Origin of the sequence: Streptococcus mitis (assembly GCF_946190065.1) — a bacterium.
GTDB lineage: Bacteria > Bacillota > Bacilli > Lactobacillales > Streptococcaceae > Streptococcus > Streptococcus mitis_DE.
The window spans coordinates 117,424-138,102 of the sequence record NZ_CAMHZD010000002.1; the positions used below are offsets into that span (position 1 = coordinate 117,424).

The window sequence follows — 20,679 nt, forward strand, 5'->3', positions numbered from 1 at the left end:
AAATCAATATTATCGTTTGATAACGATTTATGACATGATACAAATATCCATCATTTCGATTTACCAATATGATTCTTTCAATCTAACTCTCCTCACTTTTAAAGATTCCTTTACCTTTTTTGCCCCCTGGCACATAAAAATAAAAACCGCTAGTCCTAAGAATAGCGGTTTAATCATGTTTTTAAGCTACTAATGTAGTCGCTCTATTATTTAAGAGTAACTGAAGCTCCAGCTTCTTCCAATTTAGCTTTGATTTCTTCAGCTTCTGCAGTTGCAACGCCTTCTTTAACAAGTGCTGGTGCACCGTCAACAAGTTCTTTAGCTTCTTTAAGACCAAGACCTGTGATTTCACGTACAACTTTGATAACGCCAACTTTTTTGTCGCCTGCAGATGTCAATTCAACGTCGAATGAATCTTTAGCAGCACCAGCGTCAGCAGCACCAGCTGCAGCAACAGCTACAGGAGCAGCTGCAGTTACACCAAATTCTTCTTCGATAGCTTTTACAAGGTCGTTCAATTCAAGGATTGAAGCTTCTTTAATTTCAGCAATAATGTTTTCAATGTTCAATGCCATTGTTATTTCCTCCAAATATGTTTTAAATTTATAATATATTTTCGTAGCTAGGCTACGCTGCGTAGCTTAAGATTAAGCTGCGTCTTCTTTGTTGTCTGCAACCGCTTTGACTGCAAGAGCAACATTGCGCACTGGCGCTTGAAGTACAGAAAGGAGCATAGAAAGAAGTCCTTCGCGGTTTGGAAGAGTTGCAAGAGCAAGAATCTCTTCTTTAGATGCGACAGCGCCTTCGATTGCACCACCTTTGATTTCAAGTGCTTCAGCGTTTTTAGAAAAGTCGTTCAAGATTTTCGCTGGTGCGATAACATCTTCGTTAGAAAATGCTACTGCAGATGGTCCAACAAATACAGATGCAAGATCTTCAAGACCAGCTTTTTCAGCTGCACGACGCAAGATTGAGTTTTTAATAACTTTATACTCAACTTCGCTTCCACGAAGCTCACGACGAAGAACTGTATCTTGCTCAACTGTCAAACCACGAGCGTCTACAACGACGATAGATGCAGCAGCTTTCATTTTTTCAGCTACTACGTCAACTAGTTCCGCTTTTTTAGCAATAATTGCTTCACTCATTAGTGTGTTCACCTCCGTTATTATTTTGCTTGGGGAATTTTTCCAAAAGAAAAACGCGCCCAAACCTAGACACGAAAGTACAATACGCTTCTTTTTACATGATACGTTTTGTCCTCGGTAGGATACTTATGAGTCGAGCTCCCCTACTGTCTTAGGCAGTTTTTTCAAACCGTATATAAGTATAGCATAGTTAAAAAAAGAATGCAAGATTTTTGCAAACTTTTTTAAAATTTTTTGTAATTTTTCTTTTAAAGTTCTACTGTCAGAACTTGACCTTGCTTAACTACTGGTTCTCCGGCAATATAGACATCATCTACATCACTGGACTTGACAGCATAAACTAGGTGAGAGAGCATATTTTCTTGGGGTTGAAGATGGATTTTCCCTTGTGGTTGGATGACCAGAAAATCTGCTTGCTTGCCGACTTCCAAACTTCCTATCTGTTCGTCCATTCCAAGAACCTTAGCACCTTCTATCGTTAGAGCTTTGAGAGCTGTTTCGATAGGGAATTGGCTGGCATCCCCACTTTTCATCTTCTGAAGAAGGGCTGCAGTCCGTCCTTCCTCAAACATATCTAGATTGTTATTGGAAGCAACCGAATCTGTCGCAATTCCCACAGCCACTCCTGCTTTTTGAAGTTGGATGATTGGAGCAATCCCTGATGCCAATTTGAGGTTACTGATAGGATTGTGGGCAATAGACACTTGAGAAGTTGCCAAGCGTTCAATTTCTCTCTCGTTTAATTCGACCCCGTGAGCAAAGACAGACGGATGATCTAAGTAACCCAGTTCTTCAAGAAAGGCGAGGGGGCGTTTGCCGTATCGTTTCAGGATAATTCCTGACTCCTCCTTGGTCTCCGCCACGTGGATATGGATTGGAATAGCAAGCTCTTTTGCCATGTCTAAACTTTCTTCCAGCAAGTCTCTATCACAGCTGTAGGGAGAATGTGGGGCTACCATCACCTTGAAATTTGGATTTTTATATCCAATAATTTCCTCAATGATTGCTCGAGTTCTGCTTATGGTCTCAGCAGTTGTCTCTGCCTCTGAAGAAAAAAGAGTCGGTGAGAAATAACAACGCATCTTGGAAGTTTTCACTGCCTTATAAATCCGTTCAATATCCACACCATTGGGATTATACATATCGTTAAAGGTTGTTGTTCCCGACTGGAGCATCTCTATCATAGCTTCTTTAACCGCTTTGGTAGTCATGTCTGGAGTAAATCCTGCTTCTGCTGGCCAGATATAGTCATTAAGCCATTCATGGAGATTGCTATCATCTCGAATTCCTCGCAAGCCTGTCATAGCAGAATGTGTGTGGCAATTAACCAAACCAGGCATAATCCAGGCTCCCTGATAGTCTATAATCTGCTCAGCTTGCTCTAAAATCTCTGACTGTTCTTGACCAACATAGACGATTTGAGAATCCTTAACGGCTAAGATTCCATCTAGATAAACATGGAAATCTTTGTCACAAGTCACGATATTTACATGCTGAAAGACTTTCATTCTAGGCTCCTTTTCTAAAAGACAATTACAGTGAACAATTTTTCTAGCTATTGTAACAAAAAAGTCACCCAAAGGCAACTTTTTTTGTCCATAAGATTTAAAAGTAGAAAGGATTATTCAGAGCTAAAAGCGGCAGCTTGCTGCATTTGGTAATACTTGCCCTTTCTAGCCATGAGTTTCTGATGGTTACCGTATTCCACGATGTCACCATCCACTAAGACTAGAATCAAATCCGCATCCTGAATGGTTGACAAGCGGTGGGCGATGATAAAACTTGTGCGCCCCTTCATGAGTTTAGCAAAGGCATCCTGTACCAGCACTTCTGTCCGCGTATCGATGGAAGAAGTCGCCTCGTCTAAGATAAGAATCTTAGGGATAGCTAGAAAGACTCGGGCGATGGTCAAGAGCTGAGCTTGACCAACAGAGAGAGATTCTCCCGCATTTTCCAACTTGGTATCGTATCCCTGTGGCAACTGTTGGATGAAAAAGTCTGCATTAGCTGCTTTTGCAGCAGCAATCACTTGTTCCCGACTGGCTTCAGGATTTCCAAAGGCAATATTATCATGAATAGTTCCTTGCTTGAGCCAGGTTTCTTGGAGCACCATGCCAAACTGCTGTCTCAATGACGCTCGGGTATAGTTGTAAATGGATTTCCCATCCAGCAAGATATCTCCCGAGTTAATGGGATAAAAACGCATGAGGAGATTGATAAGGGTTGATTTTCCAGCACCTGTCGGACCAACAATAGCCACCTTGCTACCAGCTGGAATATCAATAGATAAATCCTTAATCAAAATCTTTTCAGGATGGTAACCAAAAGAGACATGTTTAAAGGAAATAGCTCCTTTAACTTGGTCACTGGTCAAGACTTCCTTACCAGTTTCAGCCAGCTCAGTGCTATCTAAGACAGCATAGACACGCTCTGCGCAAGCAAGAGCACTTTGCAATTCGGCTAGAACTGAGGAAATATCGTTAAAGGGCTTAGTGTACTGTTGGACATAATTCAAAAAAGTCACTAAACGCCCGATAGTCAAGGTAGAGCCTATCATTATACGATAAGCTCCCACTCCAGCTAGAAGCGCATAAATGAGCGCATTTACAAAGCGAGTCGAAGGATTAACTGTTGAAGAATAAAAGATAGCTGACTGAGAATAACCTGCATAATTGGCATTAGCCTCGTGCAGCCTTTGGATAAACTCTTCCTGAGCATTAAAGGACTGGATAATGGTCTGCTGGCTCAACGATTCTTCAATTAATTGTGTCTGAATCCCCCTCGTCTCTGTTTGCTTCTGGAAGAGATGATAGGATCTCTTGGCAATAAAGCGTGAAATTACCATAGACAGTGGCGTCAACAGCAAGACCAAAAGAGTCATGAGGAGATGAATTTGAATCATGGCTAGAATGCTGACTAAAATCATCAAGACACCAATAAAAAATTGGTTAAATATCATGGTCAAACCAGCTGCTAACTGCTCGATGTCTGTGGTCACACGACTGACCATCTCTCCACTTCCTTGACGATCCACAAAAGCAATCGGTAACCGATGAAGCTTATGTATGATTCGCTCTCGCAAGTCTCTGGTATAAGAGAAGATTAGGCGATTATAGAGAAGAGGATTGACCCACTGTACAAGGGTATTTCCTATGACCACCAAGATCATTTGGAGAAAAATCTGCCAAAAAACTGGTGAAGAGCCCGTCACTAGGACTTGGTCGATGACCTGCCCAATCAAGATAGGTAGGTAGATTGATAAACCAACCTGAGCAATAATTCCTAGAAAGGCTAAGAAAAGGAGGAAAGGATGGCTTGCTAAATCTTTGGCCAAACGTTTGAGCGTCTGGTTTGCAGTTTGTCGTCTCATGCTAGTCCTCCTTTCCATGTTGGGATGCATTGATTTCTCGATAGACTTGACTGGATTTCATCAAGTCCTCGTGCTTGCCGATAGCTAGGAGCTCCCCTTTTTCCAAGAGGAGAATCTTGTCTGCCATCTGAAGCGTCGAAGTCCGTTGAGAAATCAAGATTAAACTTGTATTTGGCAGGTTTTCTCGGATAGCTTTCAAGAGCTTAGACTCAGTAATAGTGTCCAGTGCTGAGGTCGCATCATCTAGGATGAGAAACGGAGTCTGGCGCAAAACTGCTCGTGCGATGGACAGCCTTTGTTTTTGACCGCCCGAGAAATTTCGCCCTCCTGCCTCAACTATGGCATCCAAGAGTCCTTCCTTTTCACTGACAAAATCCTTTGCTTGCGCAATTTCCAAGGCCTGCCAGAGTTCTTGGTCTCTTACTTCTTGATGTAAACCTAGAGTCAAGTTGGAACGAATGGTTCCTTTAAAGAGTTCGACTTTTTGGGGCACATAGGCAATCCAAGACCGCCACTCCTCTAAATTACTAGGACTAGATCCATCTCGATAAAGGTCAATGCTCCCCTTGTCTGCTGGATAAAGTCCAAGGATGAGTTGCACCAAACTTGATTTACCAGAACCTGTTCCCCCAATGATACCAAGGATTTGCCTTTGCTGCATATCAAAGGAAATGTCTCTCAAAGAAGGCTGGGCCGCATCAGGATAGGTAAAGGTCAATTCTTGGACTTGTAAAACCTGATTACTGGTAGCTTGCTTTTGTTCTAATTCTGAATGGATATCTTCTGGAGCCTCAGCAAAGACTTCCTCGATTCGCTTGGCTGAGATGTAGGACTGGTTGAGAGAATTTATCAGCATGGCGAGCTTGACCAATTCCACCAAAATCTGTAGGAGATAGTTGATAAGTGCAATGAGAGTACCTTGACTTAGCAATCCTCCTTGAATAGAAATATAGCCTTGCCAGATAATGACTAGGAGAGTTCCATTTACAATCAGATAGGTCAGGGGTGTTAATAAACTGGACCAGAAACCCGTCTTTTCTTGTAAACTTGCATAGACTTTGTTAAGGGTTTGAAAAATCTGTAACTCTCGTTTTTCTTGTCCAAAAGCACGAATAACCCGCATACCTTGTAATTGCTGGCGCGTTTCTTGAACCAGTTGGTCCGTTTTCTTTCTGAGAACACTGTAGAGAGGATTAATCAGTCTAGAGAGCCCTACAATAACAATGGTCAAAATGACAACCATGACCAAGAACCAGAAAGTCAGCTCAGCTGAGATGCGATAAGCCATAAAAATGGCACCAAAAACGATAATAGGCGCTCGCAAAAAGAGACGCAGGAATTGATTGATACCAGTCTGAATCTGGTAAGTGTCCGAAGTCAAGCGAGTGACCAAGCTAGAAGTTGTCAAACGGTCTCTGCTGTCCTTAGGCAAGGAAAGAATATGACGATAGAAATCATCTGTCAGTCCTTTGGCAAATCCAACCGCGGCCTTAGCTGAGTAGAACTGGGCTATTAAGGCCACTAAAACGCCAATCACTGCAAAGATAAGGAGCAGGCCAATCTGCATCCAGAGATGACCTTGATCCCTCTGGGGCAATGATTGGTCAACAATCCCAGCAATCACCATAGGAACTAAGAGCTCAAACACAGCTTCAAGTAGCTTGAACAAGGGTGCTAAAATTGATTCCTTGATGTAAGGTTTGAAGTAAGATAATAGGTGTTTCATAAATCCCTTCTATTCGTATTCTAGAAATGAAGAAAGTGGGAAGTACCCACCCTCTCTGTTTTATTTGTTTAAGTAAGGCAGTAGATAGCCATATCCTTCCTCTTCCATCTCATCCTTGGCCACAAAGCGCAAGGAAGCAGAATTAATACAGTAACGGAGGCCACCTAACTCCCGAGGTCCATCTGTGAAAACATGCCCCAAGTGAGCATTGCCTGACCGAGAACGAACTTCTATTCGCTCCATTCCATGGCTCAAATCCTTGTAGTAGTGAATCAATTCCTTAGAAATTGGACGGCTAAAACTTGGCCAACCACATCCTGAGGCAAACTTATCCTTAGCAAAAAAGAGTGGCTCACCAGTCGTGATGTCTACATAAATCCCTTCTTCAAAGGTTTGATCATAGGCATTGCTAAATGGAGCCTCTGTCGCAGCTTCTTGGGTAACACGATAGGACTCTTCAGTTAAACTTTCCTTCAACACTTCTTGACTAGGCTTTTCATAGTTTGCTGCATCAATCAATGGCTTCTCAGCATCGCTCACATCGATATGACAGTAACCTGAAGGATTTTTCTTAAGATAGTCTTGGTGGTAATCTTCAGCTAAAATATAGTGGCGAAGTTTCTCCACCTCTACTGCAATCTTTCGACCAAGCATGCGCTCCTGCTCCTGCACCACTGTGTAGATAGCTGGCAAGTCTGCTTCATCTTGGTAGTAAATTCCAGTTCGATATTGGCGACCACGGTCATTCCCTTGTTGATTGATGGATAAGGGATCGATGACTCGAAAATAATAGAGCAAAATCTCTCTGAGTGAGACTGCTTTCTCATCGTAAATCACTTGGACCGTTTCTGCATGGTCTGTTTCCTTGATCAATTGGTAATTGGTCGTTTCGACTTGCCCATTAGCGTAGCCGACACTGGTTGCTAGAACTCCATAAATGCGTGAAAAATACTCCTCTAGACCCCAAAAACAACCGCCTGCTAGATAAATTTCTGCCATCTTTATTTCTCCTTTATCAAGTTTCTAACTAATACTCTTCGAAAATCTCTTCAAACCACGCCAGCGTCACCTTACCGTAGGTATGGTTACTGACTTCGTCAGTTCTATCCACAACCTCAAAACACTGTTTTGAGCAGCCTGCGGCTAGCTTCCTAGTTTGCTCTTTGATTTTCATTGAGTATAAACTTCTTTTCAAAAAAAGGATAGGAAGCCCTCTGGTCGAGAGTTTCCCCATCCTATCATCTATTCTTTATTTTGCTTCGACACGGACACCTTGGGTATCAACCTTCAAGTCATGCAGTTTGCCTTTGAAGGGTTGCTTTTCCAATTCTGCCTTAATCGCTGGCATCTTGTCATGAGAAGCCAAGACCATAACTGTCGGCCCAGCACCAGAAAGGTAGGTTGCATAGGCACCATTTTCTTTGGCCACTTGCTTAATCGTCGCAAATTCTCTCACCAAGTCCTGACGATAGCGCTCGTGGAAGAGGTCTCCCTCAATTGCTTGCCCAGCGGTCACCATGTCTCCTGCCAACAAGGCTGCAACCGCCACATTGGCGATAGAACTAGCTGCAACAGCTTCTTTGTAAGACAATTTCTTAGGTAAGACACCACGGCTGTCTCGAGTACGCAATTCATAGTTAGGAATGTAGGCTAGGAAATCACACTCTGGGAAATCTGCTACGATAGCAGAGACTTGTCCTTCAACGGAGCTTGCAATAACGAGATTACCATAAATGGCTGGAGCCACATTGTCAGGATGTCCTTCAATCTTGGTCGCTAACTGCAATTTTTCATGGTCTGACAAGTTGAGCTGGCCCAGTTGGTTGGCTAGTTCAATTCCAGCAACAATAACCGAGCTAGAAGAACCCAAACCACGCGCCAAGGGAACATCACTGGTCATTTTCAAACGTCTTGGTTGCAAGTCCGGTACAATTTGCAAAGCGATTTTGAGCAAGAGATTACGCTCATCATGGGGAATCCATTTGCCAATCTGGTGTTCAATCAACCACTCTTCTCGTTCTTCGCAGACCTCAATTTGAAGATACTTGGTTACAGCTACACCGACCGAGTCAAATCCTGGCCCGATATTGGCACTGGTTGCAGGTACAATAATTTTCATCTTATTCTCCTAGCACCTTGAAGGTATTCAAGAGATCGAATTCTGAAACCTTCTTCAATTCAGCCGAGACATTTTCAAGCTGGGCTTTATTAATCTTGTGTGTGATGATCACGACACGCGCCTTGTCACCTTCTTTTCCATCTTGGAGGATTTGTTTGAAGGATATATCTTGTGCATTGAAGATTTCAGCAAGTTTCAAGACCTGACCTTTTGAGTCTGGAGCCAAGATTGAGAAGTAGTAATTAGCTTTGACATCCTCTGGATTAGCCAAGACCAAGTCACGACTGTATTCGTTGAAGTCTTTGCCGATGGTTCCATCATTCAGGCGACGAACGATACGGACAATATCTGCTACAACACTTGTTGCAGTTGGTTTTTGACCCGCACCTGGTCCGTAGTACATAGACTCACCGATACCGATAGATTCCACAAAGACAGCGTTCATTACCCCATTTACACTGGCAAGTGGGTGCGCTTTAGGAAGGAAGGTTGGAGTTACTTCTGCAGCAATTCCTGAAGGAGTTTCCTCGATAGAACCAACCAATTTCACTACATAGCCAAGTTCTTGGGCTACAGCTACGTCTTCTGGTGTAATGTTGCGGATTCCCTTGTGGGCCACGTCGTCAAATGCAACCTTCATGCCAAAGGCAAATTGGCTCAAAATCACCATCTTGTAGGCTGCATCAATTCCATCTACATCATTTGTAGGGTCACTTTCTGCAAATCCAAGTCTTTGTGCTTCCGCAAGAGCATCATCGTAAGACCAGCCTTCTTCGACCATCTTGGTCATCATGAAGTTAGAAGTTCCGTTGACTACACCAAGCACGCGCGTGATTTTATCAGAAGCCAAGGAATTTGCCAAAGTACGAAGAATTGGAATCCCACCAGCAACTGCTGCTTCGTAGTAAAGTGCTACCTTATTAGCTTTAGCGATTTCTAACAATTCTGCACCATGGACAGCCAAAAGGTCCTTGTTAGCAGTAACAACGTGTTTTCCAGCTTCCAAGGCACGAGTGATAAAGGTCTTAGCAGGTTCGATACGTCCCATCAATTCCACTACGATGGTAATATCTTGGTCTGATAAAATATCATCCACATTGGTTACAAAGTTAAAGTCATTCCCTGCTACAAGCAAGCGATTCTTTTCTTCTTCATCCTTGACCAATACCTTAGCAACTTCGATATCTGAATGTGCTGATTGATTGATTTTTTCTCCATTTTCCTTTAGAAGGAAAGGCACGCCACTTGCAACGGTACCAAATCCTAGTAAAGCAATTTTAACTGTCATGTTTGTCTCCTCGAAATTTTCTAATATAGCCATTATAACAGAATTTTGTGAAAATTCCTATTATAGTAAATCACTATTTCAGTATAAAAAGAAAAAACGAATCAGATGATTCGCTCTTCCTAAAATCTAGAAATAATTTTCCAGAAAGTATTATCCAATCTTTTGCAGATTAAGTACTGCATCGTGATTCATCAAGACTTGACCATACTCTTGCAAGACCGAGCGACTGATGTCACTATCGTCCGCAAACTCGCGCATACGGGCCAAAAGCCAAGCTGGATATGGACTTGGATGATTTTCAATATCCACTAGAATGGTCAAATAATAGCGCTCGTTCATTTTGTAGAGTTCAGAAGTTTCCATCTCAAAAGTCACTGTCTTTGAAAAAGCCACCAAATCAGCTAACTTAGAAAAAGAAAGGATGTAATAGATGTAGGGCTCTTTCTTGTTCTCAACTTCTTGTTCAGCTTGCTCCTGCTCTTCTTCCTTGGCTTCGACTTGCTCTAAAGATTGAATCGCTTCAATATCATCTTTAGTCTTTTCTGCAATGCTCTTTTCCAAGGTTTTGATAAATTCATCTGGCGACATTTGAGCCAATTCTTCCATATCTGGTAAATCCGATAAGTCTTCAAAATCTAGATTTTGGTCAATCTTTGACTTGGTCACAAAGACATCTACCTTATCAGGTTTTGGAGTCACACGGAAGCTCAACATACCTGTATCCAAAAAGCTCTCAGGCATCTCTAACTCATCCAAGATAGCATAAAAGAACTCTTCTGTTTTTTCTTGAGGAACGAGAAAGTCAGCAATCTCCATTCCACGATCCATCAAATCCTCTAAAGACATCGTGATTTTCAAAGTTGTATCACTAATTTGTTTCATTTTCATTGCTAGTAACCTCATACTTTCAGTTCTATCTATTATACTAGATTTTTAAGATTTTATCAAAAGAATGAAGCGAGAATGTGATATAATACTAGAGACCATTTTACAATACAAGAAAGAAAGTACAATGAAAAATATAAAAGTTAATGCACTGGCTAGCTTGCTAGTCAATGTTCTCAATATCGTTTTTCCGCTAATAACCAATCCCTATCTGACGCGGATTCTCAGCAAATCCAACTACGGTTATTTCAATACTGCCAATACCTGGGCTAGCTTTGTCATTCCTTTAGCCGCCTTTGGAATATACAACTATGGGATTCGTGCTATCAGTAATGTCAAGGACGATAAGAATAAAATCAACTATGTCTTTTCTAAGTTGTTTTATATTTCTGTTTTCACTTCTATCCTGACAACTGGTATCTACTTCCTTATTATCTTTTTTGACACCAGCATTGAAAATCTTAAAGTTCTCTACTATATCTTAGGTGCACAGGCACTCTTCCAATTCCTCAATATCGAATGGATGAACGAAGCTTATGAAAACTATGCCTTCATCCTATATAAGACCTTAATTATCCGGATTTCTATGTTAGTTGGAATCTTCACCTTTGTAAAAACAGCAGATGATATTGTTCCTTATGCCATTGTCATGAGTGCCACCACTATTCTAAATTATCTACTTAGTTTTCTTTGGATCAAGAGAAAAGTTTCATTCGTTAATATTAGTTTTGTGGAATTAACCAAAGAATCTAAGTCTCTCTTTACTATGCTGCTATTAGCAAATTCCAGTATGCTCTATGGCCTGCTCGATAGAATATTCATAACCAATGGACCTGATGAAAACTACATTTCTTATTATGCGATCGCTTCCAACATCGTTATGTTAATTGCTGGTGTCCTAGGTGGAGCTATAAACGTAAGTGTTCCACGTCTCAGCTACTATCTTGGAAAAAAAGATTACAATTCCTATAGAACTCTTGTGAATCAAACAGCATCATTTTTCTATTTCCTCATAATTCCAACAAGTATTGGAATTATGATTTTAGGAAGTTATGCAACCGTTATTTATTCTTCTGAAAAATATCTTGAGGCGGGAATCATTACTAGCATTTTTGCTTTTCGAAGTGTTATCTGGGCCATTGAGTTGATTCTGGGTAGACAAATTATATTTATGAATAATCACGAAAATCGTCTAACTGCCTTTTACTTTATTGGTGGTGGATTAAATTTCCTACTCAACTGCTTCTTGTATTTCAATAATATATTTTCACCAGTATACTATCTCGTCACTACTATAAGTGCAGAAATCATAGTCGTTCTACTTGAAATTCACTTTATCAAAAAATATCAGTTACTTAAATTGAAAGAAATTTTCACATTTCTTATGCGCTATAGCATTGTCTCACTAGGATTTATTCCCATTTACCTAACTTTTAAAACGCTCTTTCAAATAACGTCTTATACAGTAACTTTGAACATGATTTTCATGGTTCTCTCTACCATTGTAGGTTGTACTATTTACTACCTCTTAACACTCTTTATCACAAAAGATAAAACACTCCACTATGCCCTAAATCTTATACTAAGTAAGATTAAAAAAACAACCAACTAATCATTATTGTTATTAGTAAATTTTCAATAAAAGCGACTTCTTTTGGCTCTTTGTCAACTGTAGTGGGTTGATGAAAAGTTATAATCTGGAGAGGACCAACTTGGTTCTCTCTTTTTTGATGTTCAAAGCGATGAGGATTCTAGTTTTAATTGAAGTTTTTAAAGTTCCGGAAGCCAAAAGTATTGCACTTGATGACCTTAATGATGTTATTAGTAGCCTCTAGTTTCGCGTTTGAGTAGTGCAGCTCCAGTGCGTTCATGATTTTGTCCTTATCTTTCAAAAAGGTTTTAAAAACAGTTTGAAAAATAGGATTTACACAAGAAATCGTTTCTTCAATCAATTCAAAAAAATGGTTTGTTTATTTCTCTTGGGAATGAAACAGTAATAGTTGATAGAGTTCATACTTCTCTCTATGTTCTTGAGAGTATGCAGGGAGCTTTTCGAGAATCTCATTATTAGTCCAGTGTGAGCGAAAAGTAGGGCGATAAAATCGTTTATCACTCAGTTTACGACTATCCTGCTGGATGAGCTTCCAGTAGTGCTTGACAGCCTTGTATTCATGGGATTTTCTATCGAATTGGTTCATGATTTGAACACGGACACGACTCATAGCATGTACGAGATGTTGTACAATGTGAAAGCGATCAAGTACAATTTTTTCATTTGGGAAAAGCTGTTGAGCTATTCAGAAGACTTGAAACACCACTACAATGTCTATCAGCTCTTACTTTTTCACTTTCAGAATAAGGAATTTTTTGGACTTATTGAGGACAAGCTAAAACAGGTTCATACTCTTTTTCAGACTGTCTTTAAAACCTTTCTCAAGGACAAAGAGAAGATTGTCAACGCACTCCAATTACCTTATTCCAACGCTAAATTAGAAGCGACCAATAATCTCATCAAACTTATCAAACGAAATGCTTTTGGTTTTCGGAACTTTTACAAATTCAAAAAACGGATTATTATCGATCTGAATATCAAAAAAGAAAGGACGAAATGTGTCCTTTCTCGATTTTAGTTTTTCTTCAACCCACTACAAATAGCATAGAGCTGACAATTCAAGGTCATACTTTCCTTTAATTTGACATAATCTACAAATTATATGTGGCCACACCTAGAACATTTTTGTTTAGGTTTTTAATTACTTGGAGCTGTTCTTCAAAGTTTTTATATCTAGTTATACCATACTCTTCTACAAATAAAATGTTGTCAGAATCTAATACAGACTTAATGTTATTTATATTTCCAATGACAATATTTTCTGGCAAGGCTTTAGCATATTGCTTAGAAAATTTATCAAAAACATTTTTATTTGTTGCTATCACTAATAAGTTCTTATTTCCATTCTTATATTGTATAACATCTTTAAAATTAGCTACAGTATCTAATTTCACTACAAAATCTATACCATATTTTTCATAATCTCCAGCTCTATTAATAGTTGGATTAAAGATATACGCTACTACGTTAACAAATATTACTAAAAACAGAGCCCCAATTCCGAGTATAATCACACGAATGAATAACGTAACTTTATTTACTCCAGATTCTATGTCATTTTTTTCAAGTTCTTTTGAATAAACTGTCCCCAATTTTTCAATTGTGACACCAGAGTATGTCTGTTTATATTTATCAATCAAATAATCCAATTTCTGTTCAATAATATCATTCGCCAATTTACTTGGTGTTAATATTTTCACTGTAATCCCTGCATTATTTAATAAATAATTTACTTCTATCTTTTTGTTCCAAAAATCAAAATTTGAGTTTTTAAGTGTAACCTCAGATGTCATTAATTCTGATGCAATTTTTTTCATATCTGATTCTGACTGGTCATTGAATAAATAAGCTCCATTTAAATTGGATTGAATTAAACGACCGTAGAAATCACTATAGCCTCCTACTGTATTACTATTAGGAGTTTTAGTTTCAACTTCTGGCGCTATGATTTTATACGAAAGATAACTAGAATAGTTACTAGTATCCTTTACAACAGACTTTGTTGTAAGTACTTTATAAGAGTATGGAATAGCTAAACAAAGAAATAAAACTATTAGTGAAACTAGATTTAATACTCTTCTCTTATAAATATTTGCAAATAAATCTGCAATCGAATAATTATCAAACATTATATATCTCCTTTATTATTAACTGTGTATTTTACTTTTCTTTCTATTAGGGTTGCTGCAAAAAATATAACAAAAACAATTCCCCAATATTGCAATGTAACTAAATTAAAGAAACTCTCTGTAAAGCCTCCTCTCGGCATAAAGAATAGATTATTTAAAATTAATAACGTAATACTGAATAATAGTACTCCAGATTTATAAGCTGATTTTATCATAAATATGAAACCTATCCCCATTAGAATACTCAACAGAAATAGTCCAAGCATTCCATAATCAGTATACATTTCCATTATATAGCTTCCACCTATGCCATGACCTGCCAAATAATCCTGTTTCAAAACAATATACGAAATATTGTGAGCGTATCTGTCACTTTCAAGAGCTAATTCTAGACTATTATTAGCACTAGTAAAGGGAGTTCCACCAAATAAAATTCCTAAATTCCCTCTGGTGATATACTCAATTATAGGACTAAATGTATAATTTCTAAACTCTTTTATCGGTAAATTACTTCCATACAAGTATCCTCTGGCTAAAACACCAAAACTTGTACCTTGTTTGTAGATAAAATCCACCAATAACTCAGCTATACTCATATTCCCAATACCTTGTCCATCACGGGCATAATTCAAGAAGCCCATAATAAGCATCATGATAGGTGTCCCTATATAGAGCATAGATTTTTCTTTTACACCTATCCAAACACCTTTTTCTGTCTGATTTCTCACAAAAAAATAAACAAATGAAAAAATCAAACTTAGTACAAATGGATTTCTTGTTCCTATTAAAAGATTGAATACATTTGCAGTAACAAAGAGGCCTAACACTATCGTAGAATGGCGTTTATTTGGTTTTGTAGCTAGATATATACACATAGCATAAACTACAAACGTTGATAATGTATAGGTGAAATAAGGTAGCTCACTTTTGAAATCAGCATAATATTCATAATATGAAACATTTAATCTGTACATTAATCTTTCGATTATTCTTACTAAGTAAAATGGATACGAGAACAAAAATACTGATAACGATACTTTCCGTACACTATCTATAAATCGCTTATTTTTAAGGGCTTTAATCTCTTCTTTTAATTTGTTTTCTCTTTTAGAAACTAAAAGACCTCCTATAGTTATGCCAATAATAGAAATTATAACAGCTAAAAATGAAAATCTATAAACATCTTCTTGATAAGTATTTATTAGTCCATATTTAAAATAATCAATTGTTGGTCTAGACACTAAAAATAGAAAAATTGTAATGTAAAAAATAAGGTGGATTATATAATACTTTATATTGTTAAAACAGTATAGGATACTACTTATAATAAGCATAACTAAAGTTATCAATAACGTAATAATCGAATTGTTATATATATATGCAATACCTAAAAAAATAGTTATAACATAGCTAAATAGCGTAATTAGATAATACACTCTTTTCCAATCTAATATCAAATACTCACCTCATTCCTCTACACGGTAATTAAAAAACATCCCCAGTAGAAACAATACGTTTCTTAAAATTATATAGGTACTCTGATAATTCTAACTCTATGATTTCTACTTCAGCTTTGTATTTAACATCCCTATTGTAAACTTGCAAATTATTCACAGATATATTCGGATTGAAATACCTAAATTTTTCTTTGTGATGGATACAATCTATACCTATGAAGTTTTCTATTTTTTCTTTTGTTTCTTCATAATGTAAAACTAAATCTTCAAAATTTAATCTTAATGTTAAAGTCTCTGTTTTTTTCTCATTTTCTCTCATCATTTTGTAATAATTACAAAATGTCTTAACATCTGTTGGGTATGGTACCTCTTGATTTCTTGGCTTCCAAAAGTATTTATTCATGATAAATACATCTCTGGGATCTCTTGAAACAATTATTGGAAGCAATCCATCCATTTTATAATTATCTATTAAATTAAGATTATGAGGTAATAAAAGTTGGTCTAGTACTATATTCTCTTCTGTATCGGATATTTGTTTTATAACATCAACAATAAACTGTCTACTTTTTTCATAAAAGTCATCCGAAGATACCATACTCATTTCTAATTGTACTTGTTTTAATTTTGCAGTTTTTTTAAATATAACTCTCTTTATAATTCTTATAAACCAAGCTATTTTTGATGGTTTTTGATGATAGTACCATACTCCACGATATTTACTTGTTATTATCGAATCTAAATAACTATCTACTATATTCATGAAATTTTGAGAAATTTTTTCTTTATAATTAGCAATCCCCCAACCACCATAAATATACAATTTTTTCATAAGTTTTCTGAAACTCTTTACAGCTTCATCACTCCTAATAGCATTGTTATTATAAAGCAATTTATACTCTAAATCAAATAATCCATCAGGTGCATGTAAAAATACATATTCAAAGTCTGAATTTTTCGTGTTTATTCCTTCATATTCTCTTAATAAATCTGTCACAGCTGAGGATCCACTTCCCATATAGCTCATAGGAATTATTATTTTATCCATAATTTGTTCACCTATAGTTCATTAATTATTTTTTTGATACTGACAATCTGTTTATCTAAGGAATATTTATCAACATACTTCTTACATACTTCCGAATTAATGAATCTATCTTCCTTCTTTTTACTAAGCTCTTCTATAAGATAGTTACAAATTTCTTCATTATCATCAGAAACAAATCCACATTTTTGATTATTATATAATTCTTTCGTCCCTCCTACAGGAGTACTAATAAATCCCTTTCCTAACGCTAACGCTTCCACCAAAACTGTAGGAAATCCTTCTGCTTCTGATAATAAAACAACATAAGATGCTTTTTTTATGTATGGATATGGATTGTCAACATATCCTAACATAAATACATTTTTTTCTAAATGATTGTCAACTACAAATTTACTAACGTATTCCTCTAAATCACCTTTCCCTAATAAATATAATTTTTTATCAGGTATTTTCTCAACCACATTCTTGAAAACTTCTAACAATCTCTTAATCCCTTTAGCTTCCTCTATACGTCCTAAATAAATGAGACTGTCCTCTTCAAATTTAATATTTACATCTTCAAGAGATTTAGTGTGAATATTTTGAAAATCATATCCATTATATACTAGTTCCATTTTTTTATCATATTCAGGATAAATTTCTTTGATAGACTCCGATGTTTTTTCTGATATACTTATTATTTTGTTAACATATTTTAATTTTTTTCCTTGTCTAATTCTAGAAAATTTATGGTTTTTTAGATTATAGACTGTTCCATGATTCCAAGATATTGTTTTCACATCATTACTAAGTAAGTAAACTGGATATAAATAATTAAAAGCTATTTCATAATCATATTTTTTACTCGTTACTAGATATCTAAATAATTTTGGGAAAAACAAAAATAGCTTCCACTTAATTTTATTAAAAAAACTGGAATTTTCTAGGTTTTTGAATATAGGTTTTAATACATTGACTTTTCTAGTGTTACTTTCTCCAATACCACGATGATTTATCTCTAAAACATCAATATCATACTCATCACTTAATCCATTGGAAATGTTTTCCAAAATTTTTTCGGCTCCGCCCCCCAAACTAAAAGACCATGTGATAAATAAAATTTTCTTTTTACTCATATTTCACCTATTTCAATAACTTTTTCACTATACTTTTTTGATTAAATTTAATTAAATACATAAGTAATTTTCTCTTCAATGGTTGACTCTTTAAATACTGATTGTGTATCCAATTAGGATATTTTTTATTTATTTTTTCAAGGTACTCTTTTAATAGGGGAGATTTTTTATCAATTCTTAAAATATTAGCGTATCCACCATACAACATATGGTACCAGTTATAATATTCTAACTCTTCTTTATATTCCCCTGGATAATTTTCTGTATAATAGGCTTCTACACTGTTTAACATTACTTCTATATCTCTTATTTTATTAATAGGAGTTCCGCCACGCATAATAGAACCTTCTGTTAAATAATATTTGTATATGCTAAAATTAAAATATTTAGCCCTACTTACATTAGGCCATAATTTTGCCACAAACTCAAAATCTTCATATAAATAACCACTTTTAAAGGTTAGTTTAGTTCTTCTTAAAAATTCTAAATCATATATATAATGCCAGACAGCATTCGTCAGAGTGAAAAGTTTCTTTTCTTTATTAGGAATAAGTATAGTATTTTCTTGTATTTCCATACTTATAGTCTCTAATTTACTGTCCTCATATCCTACTCGATAATCAAATATATTTACTTCTTCTAGTTTTTGATTAGCTATAAATTCTATTGCTCCTTCATCTATCTCATCATCTACATCAACAAACCATAGATAATCTCCACTAGCCTCTTCTAAAATTACTTTTCTTACATGAGCAATTCCTGCATTATCTTGAGTTACAACTTTTATAAATGATAATTTATCACTATATTCTTTTAATATTGTTTTACTATTATCTTTTGAACCATCGTTTACTATTAACAATTCTAACTCTATGTTTTCTTTTGCTTTCTCATACTCTTTGAGTATAGAATCTATACAACGAGATATGTACTTTTCTCCGTTGTATACTGGTATGCCTATCGTTAATTTCATTATTTTTTTCCTATTATTTCTTTTATAAACGAATATACTCTCTTAGAATTCTGATTATCATATATTCTAAAAAACTTTTCAATTTTTTCTTTGTATCTATCTTCCAAGATCCACTTATTATTAAATTGTTTTTGAATATCTGATATTAATTCATCTAGGGTATCTATTGATTTTCCGAAGCCATCTTTATAGTCATAGTATCCTTCTTCGTACTGACCCTCCCTAAATTTTTTATAATCAAATTGATAAAACAAAACTGGCTTTCTCATATAAGCAAAGTCCATAAATACACTTGAATAATCTGTAATTAAGAAAGCTGACTCTTTTAATAGTTCTTGTATATCATATTTTTTCCAATCTGCCAATATTATATTATCCGAAGAAGTTTTAAATTCTTGTAGATTGTTTTGCATATTCCTATGCGGATAAAAAATTAAAGTTAAGTCATTTACTTCTAAAAAAGCTTTTAGGTCCTTATTCAATAAAAACTCATTCCATTTTTTAAAATATTCACTTTCTGTAAAAGTACTACCTTCATTAAAGTTAGTTCTAGCTTTAGTATTAAAGTTCAACCATTCTCTCCATGTAGGCATTACAAGAATTTGATTATTTTTTACAATGGTATTATGGAGGTTGTCAAATCTAGGAAAACCTAAATATTGTACATATCCACTAGGGTAACCAAACTTTTCCTTTATTTCTTTGTACTCTTGTTCTGCTCCACATATAAAGCCACGCATCTTTGTATTTTCATAATATAGCCATTTAGCATCAGAAACCGTTATTCCATGTTGTAAAAATACTTTATTGGTTTTTAATCCTAAATATACTTCCATAAAATTAAATACAGCTGCATTAGGGTTTCCTGCTTTTTGTGTACTTACATTCACTCCTGCACTAAGATAATAAACCCAGTGTTTAAAAGACCAATACTGAATACATTCTCCTAACTCTTTTACTTTATGAGCATCAGGAGATTTAAAATCAATAACATATATTACATTTTCCTCTGGGTGATTTTTTCTAATATATTTAAACAACCAATATCCATTATCTCTAGCTTCTTTTTCACTTTCGCATATTAGTATTAGATTCTTATTCTTGCGTCTGAAGAATAGAGAAATAACATAGGCTATAGGAAAAATAAATATAAGCGAAATAATATCTCTTATAGAAATTAATCTTAGTTTTTCTATAAAATTTCTATTCATCTGTATACCTCCTTAGAATCTTTGTGAAGTTTGGTCAAACTTTCCACCTTGTTTGCTTTTTTCATTTAATAAACTGTTGATAGTTGTGATATTATTTGCAGGGGATTGCTTTCATGGACAAAGTAACAGGTGTGATTTATAATCCTGCTGATAAGGCTTGATACAGGTGGTTTCCTTGTCACGAATGGTAATAAAAAGATTGCGGTCGACAAAATCCTTGTTACTCTTTGACAAAAAATAACGTTCATCTGCATAACGAGGCCATAATTCTGCTAATTTTTCATAGTCCTTACGGGGCATAAAAAAGTCTAGGTCGTCGTCCCAAGGAATAAACCCCTTGTTTCGAAGGGCGCCAATAGCACCTCCTCCACAGAGATAACAAAGCAAATCATGTTCCTTGCAAAAAGCCACAAAATATTCAGCCATCTCCAGACTTCGAGCCTGAATTGCTTTTAAATCAGTCATATTTTTCATTATTCTTTCTATCGTATCGCTTCATTATACCACAAATAAGGGGTGAAAAGCTATTGCAGACTGTAAAAAATCAAAGCTTGACTGCTAGATAAATAGCCTTCAAACTTTGATTTTTCTGTCTTAT

The 20,679-nt window shown here is 36.1% G+C and carries 17 protein-coding genes, 3 pseudogenes and 1 other annotated feature; of the genes and pseudogenes, 2 read left to right on the forward strand and 18 right to left on the reverse strand.

The window, feature by feature from the left end; genetic code table 11:
- Nucleotides 1-206: 206 nt before the first annotated feature.
- The 10 genes from rplL to mecA form a co-directional block, all read right to left on the reverse strand.
- Nucleotides 207-575: a 50S ribosomal protein L7/L12 gene (rplL, locus tag OCF96_RS01690; RefSeq protein WP_001196965.1), complete on the reverse strand. Its 369-nt coding sequence runs from the start codon at nucleotides 573-575 to the stop codon at nucleotides 207-209.
- A 72-nt stretch (nucleotides 576-647) separates the two neighbouring features.
- Complete coding sequence (gene rplJ, locus OCF96_RS01695) at nucleotides 648-1,148, reverse strand: 50S ribosomal protein L10 (RefSeq protein WP_001287277.1); 501 nt, start codon at nucleotides 1,146-1,148, stop codon at nucleotides 648-650.
- A gap of 38 nt (nucleotides 1,149-1,186) precedes the next feature.
- Nucleotides 1,187-1,322 (reverse strand) — a sequence feature (ribosomal protein L10 leader region).
- Nucleotides 1,323-1,396: 74 nt separating this feature from the next.
- The gene (locus OCF96_RS01700) at nucleotides 1,397-2,656 is read right to left on the reverse strand and encodes a TRZ/ATZ family protein (RefSeq protein ID WP_261445488.1); all 1,260 of its coding nucleotides are present in this window, start codon (nucleotides 2,654-2,656) and stop codon (nucleotides 1,397-1,399) included.
- 113 nt (nucleotides 2,657-2,769) lie between these two features.
- Nucleotides 2,770-4,518 (reverse strand): ABC transporter ATP-binding protein, encoded by a 1,749-nt coding sequence (locus OCF96_RS01705; protein WP_261445491.1) that lies wholly within the window; start codon nucleotides 4,516-4,518, stop codon nucleotides 2,770-2,772.
- Between the two features lies 1 nt (nucleotide 4,519).
- Nucleotides 4,520-6,244 (reverse strand): ABC transporter ATP-binding protein, encoded by a 1,725-nt coding sequence (locus tag OCF96_RS01710; protein WP_261445495.1) that lies wholly within the window; start codon nucleotides 6,242-6,244, stop codon nucleotides 4,520-4,522.
- Nucleotides 6,245-6,304: 60 nt separating this feature from the next.
- A complete protein-coding gene (msrB, locus tag OCF96_RS01715; RefSeq protein ID WP_261445509.1) occupies nucleotides 6,305-7,243 on the reverse strand; it encodes a peptide-methionine (R)-S-oxide reductase MsrB in 939 nt (312 codons plus the stop codon).
- Between the two features lie 28 nt (nucleotides 7,244-7,271).
- Entirely contained in the window at nucleotides 7,272-7,418 is a 147-nt protein-coding gene (locus tag OCF96_RS01720) for a hypothetical protein (protein WP_261445513.1), read from the reverse strand.
- 75 nt (nucleotides 7,419-7,493) lie between these two features.
- Nucleotides 7,494-8,363, reverse strand: a complete 870-nt coding sequence (gene thrB, locus OCF96_RS01725; protein ID WP_261445516.1) for a homoserine kinase — start codon at nucleotides 8,361-8,363, stop codon at nucleotides 7,494-7,496.
- Between the two features lies 1 nt (nucleotide 8,364).
- A complete protein-coding gene (locus OCF96_RS01730) occupies nucleotides 8,365-9,651 on the reverse strand; it encodes a homoserine dehydrogenase (RefSeq protein ID WP_261445517.1) in 1,287 nt (428 codons plus the stop codon).
- A gap of 150 nt (nucleotides 9,652-9,801) precedes the next feature.
- Nucleotides 9,802-10,539, reverse strand: a complete 738-nt coding sequence (mecA, locus tag OCF96_RS01735; RefSeq protein ID WP_261445518.1) for an adaptor protein MecA — start codon at nucleotides 10,537-10,539, stop codon at nucleotides 9,802-9,804.
- 124 nt (nucleotides 10,540-10,663) lie between these two features.
- Between mecA and OCF96_RS01740 the strand changes: the two genes are divergently transcribed.
- Nucleotides 10,664-12,148 (forward strand): oligosaccharide flippase family protein, encoded by a 1,485-nt coding sequence (locus tag OCF96_RS01740; protein ID WP_261445526.1) that lies wholly within the window; start codon nucleotides 10,664-10,666, stop codon nucleotides 12,146-12,148.
- Between the two features lie 78 nt (nucleotides 12,149-12,226).
- On the opposite strand, the pseudogene OCF96_RS01745 reads toward OCF96_RS01740, so the two are convergent.
- Nucleotides 12,227-12,833 (reverse strand): annotated as a pseudogene (locus tag OCF96_RS01745) (transposase); the annotation flags it as partial.
- On the opposite strand from OCF96_RS01745, the pseudogene OCF96_RS01750 reads away from it, so the two are divergent.
- A pseudogene (locus OCF96_RS01750) lies at nucleotides 12,816-13,166 on the forward strand (transposase); the annotation flags it as partial. The pseudogenes OCF96_RS01745 and OCF96_RS01750 overlap by 18 nt on opposite strands.
- Before the next feature lie 73 nt (nucleotides 13,167-13,239).
- Here OCF96_RS01750 and tarQ read toward each other — a convergent pair.
- The 7 genes and pseudogenes from tarQ to OCF96_RS01785 all read right to left on the reverse strand — a co-directional run.
- Entirely contained in the window at nucleotides 13,240-14,277 is a 1,038-nt protein-coding gene (tarQ, locus tag OCF96_RS01755; RefSeq protein WP_261445531.1) for a teichoic acid biosynthesis protein TarQ, read from the reverse strand.
- Nucleotides 14,277-15,731: an O-antigen polysaccharide polymerase Wzy family protein gene (locus tag OCF96_RS01760; RefSeq protein ID WP_261445669.1), complete on the reverse strand. Its 1,455-nt coding sequence runs from the start codon at nucleotides 15,729-15,731 to the stop codon at nucleotides 14,277-14,279. The genes tarQ and OCF96_RS01760 overlap by 1 nt, the downstream gene beginning before the upstream one ends.
- 31 nt (nucleotides 15,732-15,762) lie before the next feature.
- Complete coding sequence (locus tag OCF96_RS01765; RefSeq protein ID WP_261445538.1) at nucleotides 15,763-16,782, reverse strand: hypothetical protein; 1,020 nt, start codon at nucleotides 16,780-16,782, stop codon at nucleotides 15,763-15,765.
- A gap of 11 nt (nucleotides 16,783-16,793) precedes the next feature.
- Nucleotides 16,794-17,897: a glycosyltransferase gene (locus tag OCF96_RS01770; protein WP_261445541.1), complete on the reverse strand. Its 1,104-nt coding sequence runs from the start codon at nucleotides 17,895-17,897 to the stop codon at nucleotides 16,794-16,796.
- Between the two features lie 7 nt (nucleotides 17,898-17,904).
- Nucleotides 17,905-18,870, reverse strand: coding sequence for a glycosyltransferase (locus OCF96_RS01775; RefSeq protein ID WP_261445546.1), 966 nt, complete (start codon nucleotides 18,868-18,870; stop codon nucleotides 17,905-17,907).
- Entirely contained in the window at nucleotides 18,870-20,081 is a 1,212-nt protein-coding gene (locus tag OCF96_RS01780) for a CDP-glycerol glycerophosphotransferase family protein (protein WP_261445548.1), read from the reverse strand. Before OCF96_RS01780 ends, OCF96_RS01775 begins: the two co-directional genes overlap by 1 nt.
- Before the next feature lie 141 nt (nucleotides 20,082-20,222).
- A pseudogene (locus OCF96_RS01785) lies at nucleotides 20,223-20,555 on the reverse strand (LicD family protein); the annotation flags it as partial.
- Nucleotides 20,556-20,679 lie beyond the last annotated feature (124 nt).